The 6723-nt window shown below is 51.7% G+C and carries 5 protein-coding genes and 1 pseudogene; 3 read left to right on the top strand and 3 right to left on the bottom strand.

What is annotated here, in order from left to right:
* Together ACJROR_RS01885 and galE are read right to left on the bottom strand one after the other, a co-directional pair.
* Nucleotides 1-201, bottom strand: a pseudogene (locus tag ACJROR_RS01885) (hypothetical protein); the annotation flags it as partial.
* A 107-nt stretch (nucleotides 202-308) separates the two neighbouring features.
* Nucleotides 309-1346 (bottom strand): UDP-glucose 4-epimerase GalE, encoded by a 1038-nt coding sequence (galE, locus tag ACJROR_RS01880; RefSeq protein WP_406040681.1) that lies wholly within the window; start codon nucleotides 1344-1346, stop codon nucleotides 309-311.
* A gap of 749 nt (nucleotides 1347-2095) precedes the next feature.
* On the opposite strand from galE, the gene ACJROR_RS01875 reads away from it, so the two are divergent.
* Nucleotides 2096-4087: a reverse transcriptase domain-containing protein gene (locus ACJROR_RS01875; protein WP_406545618.1), complete on the top strand. Its 1992-nt coding sequence runs from the start codon at nucleotides 2096-2098 to the stop codon at nucleotides 4085-4087.
* A gap of 76 nt (nucleotides 4088-4163) precedes the next feature.
* On the opposite strand, the gene ACJROR_RS01870 is transcribed toward ACJROR_RS01875, so the two are convergent.
* Entirely contained in the window at nucleotides 4164-4970 is an 807-nt protein-coding gene (locus ACJROR_RS01870; RefSeq protein ID WP_406545617.1) for a TatD family hydrolase, read from the bottom strand.
* Nucleotides 4971-5190: 220 nt separating this feature from the next.
* Between ACJROR_RS01870 and ACJROR_RS01865 the strand changes: the two genes are divergently transcribed.
* Together ACJROR_RS01865 and ACJROR_RS01860 are read left to right on the top strand one after the other, a co-directional pair.
* Nucleotides 5191-5559 (top strand): histidine triad nucleotide-binding protein, encoded by a 369-nt coding sequence (locus tag ACJROR_RS01865; protein ID WP_406545616.1) that lies wholly within the window; start codon nucleotides 5191-5193, stop codon nucleotides 5557-5559.
* Entirely contained in the window at nucleotides 5556-6308 is a 753-nt protein-coding gene (locus tag ACJROR_RS01860; protein ID WP_406545615.1) for a hypothetical protein, read from the top strand. The genes ACJROR_RS01865 and ACJROR_RS01860 overlap by 4 nt, the downstream gene beginning before the upstream one ends.
* The last annotated feature ends 415 nt before the right edge of the window (nucleotides 6309-6723 follow it).

The following is a 6723-nucleotide window of genomic DNA, read 5'->3' as shown; positions in this document are numbered from 1 at the left end:
TGCGCTCTCAATGAGCATTTCCCTGTCAATCCAGCCCTTATTGTAAGCTATTTCTTCCAGCACAGCTATGGAAATGCCGGCCATGCTTTCCACGGATTTCACAAAGGTCTGCGCCGCATAAAGACTGTCCACGGTTCCGGTATCAAACCAGGCAATGCCCCGTCCCAAAGGAGAGCCGCCGGCCAAAACAATACCTTTCATTTTATCCTTAATGAAATACGCTTTTAATGAAAGAAGCAGCGTTTCTGCGACAATGTTTTTAAAACATATGGCAGGAAAACGCCGCCTCCCCGGAAACCGGGCTTTTATCAGTTGTACCCTTCAGGATTCTTCTGCTGCCAGTTATGGGCATCGCTGACCATATCGTGAAGATCCAGTTTGGTCTCCCAGTCAAGCTCAGCCTTGGCCTTGGCAGGATCCGCATAGTATTCCGCAATGTCTCCCGGTCTTCTGGGACCGTAAACAAAGGGGAGCGGATGCTCCAGAATGGCGCTGTAGGCATCCACCACCTCCTTGACGGTGATGCCATGTCCGGTGCCCAGGTTATAGGCATAGAATCCGGGCTTATCCAGACAGTGGGAGAGCGCAGCAAGATGACCGGCGGCCAGATCTACCACATGAATATAGTCTCTGATGCAGGTGCCGTCTCTGGTAGGATAGTCATTGCCCCAGATGTTAAGGTGCGGTCTCTTCCCAATGGCTACCTGAGAAATGTACGGCATCAGATTATTGGGAATGCCCAGGGGATCCTCGCCGATAAGACCGGACTTATGGGCTCCCACCGGATTAAAGTAGCGCAGCACGCAGACAGAAATGCTGTTATCGGAGTTATACCAGTCATTCAGGATCCATTCGATGTCCACCTTGGTCTGCGCATAAGGGCTGTTGCCTCTCTTCAGGGGTTCGGTCTCCGGAATTTTCGGGGTGGAGGGAGTGCCGTAAACTGTGGCGCTGGAGCTGAAAACAATGTTCTTAACGCCGTTTTTTGCCATGGCCCGAATAAGCTGCACGCTGCCGTTAACGTTGTTGTCATAATATTCCACGGGCTTGGCGCAGGATTCTCCTACGGCCTTCAGTCCCGCAAAATGAATAACGGAAGCGAATTTCTCTTCCGCCATGATTTTATCCAGAGCGGCAAAGTCCCGGATATCGGCTTCCTTAAAATCCGGCGTTCTTCCGGTGATTTCTTTTATTCTGTCAATGACTGTGGCCTTGCTGTTGCAAAGATTATCCAGAATGGTAACGTCAAAGCCGCTGTTAAGAAGCTCTACAACGGTATGACTCCCGATATACCCGCAGCCGCCGGTAACCAGTATTCTTTTGTTATTGCCAGACTTGTTTTCCACAAAAAATTCCCCACTGTTGTGATTAGATCCGCGCGATGCACCAAAAAGCAGCGCAGACTGTTATCGCTTACGTTATCGGAACAGCTGTCAGTGCTTGTCGCTGCTGTGTTTTGCACGCTGTTACATTCCGTCCTATATTTTAGTTCCGTAATGGTGCTTAGAGCAAGAATTACCGGCTTCCGGAAATTCGCCTGATATTCAGGCGCTCGAAAAACCCTCTTTTTTCCGCCTGCGAAAATGCACTATAATGAAGGGGACGGGGTTTCGGTTTTTAACCGGAGAAGTTTTTTCTTTCTATTTCCTCCTAAACCTTCCTTTCCTCCTAGGGAAGTGTTTCATCAGATTGCGTCAGCGATTCAATGACATGCTTGTACTTTTGTACGTTTAAACCCCGTCATCAGCCGAAGAGACCCCCCGTCTGAATCAGAGGCAGATCTCATCTCACTCCGCAGCACCTCAGAATTCCGCATACTCCCCATCCACAGCATTCCCATAAACCTTCCCTTGGGAATACCTAAGCCGGTTCGCCCCGGGGTCTCCGCTTCCGCTGCCAGGGTACCGCTGTTCAGAAATTATCGCCTTGCCGGGAAATGGAACCCCGTAACAATCTGAAAAGCTCCCCTTTCGGGTTTGTTGTGCTTTCCCAGGTTTCTGTTACGATGATCTCAAGGCTGTTTTTCCCGGCTCAAGACTGTTTTCCGGTTGCCGGAGCGCGCATTTTCTTCATGTTTCCAGGGAGTTCGTTCGCCATGACCAATTCTGAAAATTCCTCCGCTTTAAACGCCCCTCTGCCGTCTCCCGGTACCGCATCATTCCCTGCCCTATCTCCCGATAACGGCTTCGATATGGAAAATCTGTTCTCCCCGGAGAACATTCTTAAGGCGGTTTACACCAAAATAGTCAGCAGGAACAAGAACACTCCGGGACTGGACTTTGTATCCTCCCGGGCTTTCATTGCCTCCCTGGAGAACGAAATCGCCGTCATTCAGAGAAAAACGGCAAATAACACCTTCCGCTTTACTCGTTACCACCTGAATCTGGTTTCCAAGGGGCCGGACAAAGCCCCCCGGAAGATCTGCATTCCTACCATCAGAGACCGGGTGGTCATTGCTCTCATCTCCGCATACCTTAAAGAGGCCTTCCCAAAGGAAACCCGCCGCCCGCTGGCCAATGTCGTGGTAAACCGGGTGCTGAAACAGAGGAACCGCTACCAGCGTTTTTTCAAGCTGGACATCAAAACCTTTTTCGCCACCATTGACCACGCACTCCTGTTCCAAAAGCTCCGCGCCGGAATTCATGACGAGACCGTTCTCCGTCTGCTGCAGGACATCGTGAATACGAAGTCCTTCGATCCGGAAACCCGCAAAACCGATGACTCCCGCAGCAAAAATCACCGCGGCATCCCGGAGGGGCTCTCCTGCTCCGGACTTCTGGCGGATATCTTTCTTTCCGAGGTGGACACAAAGTATTCCGGCATGACTGATATCGCCTTTTTCCGCTACGTGGATGACATTCTGGTGTTCACGGACAGGGAAAGCTTTGACAGCATCATGAAAGCCGTAACCGACGATATTAAAGCTCTCGGCCTTGCTATCAACACGGAAAAGGATGAATGCGGGGATATTTCAGAGACCTTTCAGTATTTGGGCTATGTCTTCGACGGCCCGAAAATCACCGTAAGAAAGTCTTCGGAGCTCAAGCATGAAGAAGCTCTCGAAAGGATGTTCCGCAAATATGCGGCTCTCCTGAAGAGTCCGGATCTCAGTTTAGCCGAAAAGGCTTCTCTGGAATTCGAGTTCAAAAACAAGATCTCCATGCTGTGCGCCGGAGTCAAGGTTGACGAAAAACAGCTGGGCTGGCTCTCCTACTACCGCAGAATCAATGATACCCGGCTTTTGCACCGTCTGGACTGGCTGGTGAGACACTTTCAGAAAAGGTTCGGAACCGAGCTCAGCGATGTTAAGAGACATGTCCGGGCCTACTACGAGCTTAACAAAAACATTAAAAACTCCCGCTACATCTACAGTATCAACACCCGGGATTACTCCCTTATCCAAGCTCTGAACCGGCAGGATATCAACTTAAACATTCACCAGAGCTTCAAAAAGGCTCTTTATGAAATGGAAGACGTCCAAAGAGATGCCGTCATATCCTATATTGCGGGGCATCCCGGCAAAATTCCGCCCAGCTTCCTGAAATCCCTTTTTGATCTGACAGAAGAGGAGACGGAAGCCGCATCCGAAACTGAAAATAAATCTGAAACTGCGGCGGAAACAGCAGCGGAAAAACCTGAAAATACCCCGGAGGCCCCCGCGACTGATACTGTTCCGGAAAAAGCCGCCCTTCCTGACAGTGTTCCCGCAGAAGAAAAGAAGGCTGAGATCCGGTCGGCTGCCTTTACTCCGGTGCCATCCGAAGCCTCCTCAAAGATTCATGATGAGGCTGCCAGCACAGATGAAAGCCCGGCCCCGGCCAATTCTCCCGCCTCATCTCAGGAGCCTTCCGAGAATCCCGAAATTGCCGCCATTTGCGACAAGCTGAAAAGCGGTCATGAGATCTCCGCCCGGGAATATCTGCTTCTCAACAACAAAGATATTGCCGGACTCCTCACGGAGCTGGAGGAACTGGCCGGAGATGATGCCGGAAGGATGACCGAGGAGCTGTCCCGGGCTATAGTAACCAAAGAACTGATGAAGGATCCCATCATTGAAGAGGATTTTGACAACACCGGCTATTATTAGCGGAAACCGCCCCGGAACCAGGCCGGGGTAAAGCCAGGTCTTTCGGCCGGGATTTCCGGCGATCTTTTTGAGACTGTTAATCCAGAGTCACTCTGAAGCATTCCGCAAAATTTTGCGAAACGGTATTGCAGAGGTTTTCATAGGTTACGCCCTTAAGCTCAGCCACCGCCTTTGCCGTATAGGAGACATAGGCCGGCTCGTTGGGCTTGCCCCGCTTGGGCACCGGGGCCAGGTAGGGACTGTCGGTTTCCACCAGAAGTCTGTCCAAAGGCACATAACGGCAGACCTCCCGCACGTTTTCGCCTTTATTGAAGGTAACAATGCCGGAGATTGAGATAAAGAGTCCCATGTCCAGAGATCTTCTGGCCACATCCACCGTATCGCAGTAGCAGTGCATGACGCCGCCCACGTCCCGGCAGTTAACGGCATTTATAATATCCAGGCATATGGCGGCAGATCCCCGGGCATGAATAATAAGAGGCTTTTTCATTTTGTCGGCAATCACCACCTGCCGGGCGAAGCTCTCCTCCTGAATGCTTCTGGTTTCCGGCGTGCACACAAAATCCAAGCCGGTCTCCCCCAAAGCCGCGATTTTGTCCCGGGACAGATATTCCTCCAGGGTTTCATCCAGCCAGTCCTTGTTGTCCGGAGTGATATTCTCAGGATGCATGGCGGCCGCGCCCCAGACATGAGGGAGATCCTTTATCATGTCATACATGCGGGGAAAGCTTTCCAGATCCACCCCCGGACACAGCAAATGGGTTACGCCGGCCTCATGAGCCCGGGCCAGAACCTCGGAGGGATCCTTAAATCTGTTTTCATAATCAAGACTGTCCAGATGACAATGCGAATCCACCAGAAACATGCGCTGTTCTCCTGTCATAATCCGCGGCCGCGGCCCCGGTAAATAATCACGGGCGTCATTTTACACCACGGGAAGCTTTTTTGGGCAGGGAAAAACCCGAAGCCGGATTCTCCGCTTTCCAGCCGCCAAACCCATTCTGTTTCAGGGCTCCTCTGGAATTCCGGAGACTCTCCATAAAATCGCAGGCCGGACAAAAAATGCTATAATTAAGCCGGCAGTTTTTTGAGGACTTACAATCATGGCAGAACAGACTCTTTTTACCAAAATCATTAACCACGAAATTCCTGCTGACATCAGATATCAGGATGACGATGTAACCGTTTTTGCGGATATCAATCCCCGGGCCAAGGTGCACCTCCTGGTGGTTCCCACCAAGGCTATCGCCAGCATTAACGATCTCACCGATGATGACGCCCTGCTGGTGGGAAAGCTTGTTCTTACCGCTAAAAAGATGGCCGAGGATCTGGGAATCGCCGCTGACGGCTACCGTCTCATCTTTAACGTAGGCCGTCACGGCGGTCAGGCAGTGCCTCATATCCACCTCCACCTTCTGGGGGGAGAGCCTCTGGGCTTTGGCGGTTTCGCAACAAAGGCCGCATCCAAATGAAACTGAGTCAGGCAATTATTTCTCTTATTGCCGCCGGCGCTATCACCGCTCTTTCCGGCTGCAGTCTGACAGACGCCTTTCAGAGCAAAACCCCGCCCAAGAGGACGGGGGATACGCCTCAGGTTTACTCCCATCATGACAAAAAACAGGATCGCCGCAATGCCGGAAAGCCCCAAAAGCCGAAGCAGGAGGCTCCCAAGGCCGCATCCCCGTCCAATGTCAAAGAAGTCGTTCCGGAACCAGAGGTAATCAGCCAAAAGCCGGAAACGCCGCCTCAGGAACAGCGGGAACTTTCTCCCCGGACTCCGGAGCCTCAGGAACCCGTTTATGAAAAGCCTGTGGCCAGCTGCTCCGAAAACGCAGCGGCCGTTCAGGATGCGGTACGCAGCCTGGCACGTCTTGCTATCAATGCCTATCAGCCGAAGCAGCCCAATCTCACCTTAATCAACGGCTTTGTTGCGGGAAAGGGCATTTGTTACAAAGGACCTTCCCTGACGGCAATCCTCAAGGACGAAATCTCCTCCTCCGGACGCTACAGCATTATGAGCTCTCAGCTGGAAAAGAAGATGCGGGCGCAGCAGGGACAGGCCTCCAGCGCCTACCTCATCAGACTGGCCAAGGCGCAGAATGTGGATTACATAATTTCGGGCCAGACCATGATCCAGCGGGAAAAGCCCGTAGCCGTGCTCCGCATTATGTCCCTGGCTACCGGATCCATAGTGTGGCAGCGGGCAGTGCCTATAGAATAGCCTTATTCTCCTGGCCGGAAAACAGGATCTCTTTTCAGGAAGAATGCTTCGGAATCGTCCGGAGCATTTTTTTCAGGCCGATAATGTTACTGCGGCCGGAGGCAGCGAAATGCCATCAGTCTGCTGGTTATTCCCTGACAGATAGCAAGAAATATAATCCTCCGCCCCAACCAGACCTTTTGTCTGATTCTTATTTGGTTCTTGTCTGGTTTTGCGCGCCGCAAAAAAAATCCCCGGAAGAGCAAGTCCTCCGGAGACCTTGAGATTTACAGGCAGGCAGCTTATCAGTTGTTCTGCTCTTCCTGCATCTTCAGGTATTCCCTGTTTTCATTATATTCCACCTTGGATTCGGCCCGGGCGGAATTGATAACAATCTGATTGTCCTCGCCGTAGCGGAAGTTATAGATCTGATTGT

It is taken from the genome of Succinimonas sp. (assembly GCF_045225735.1).
Classification (GTDB): domain Bacteria; phylum Pseudomonadota; class Gammaproteobacteria; order Enterobacterales; family Succinivibrionaceae; genus Succinimonas.
This window is presented reverse-complemented; position numbering and strand designations above follow the sequence as displayed.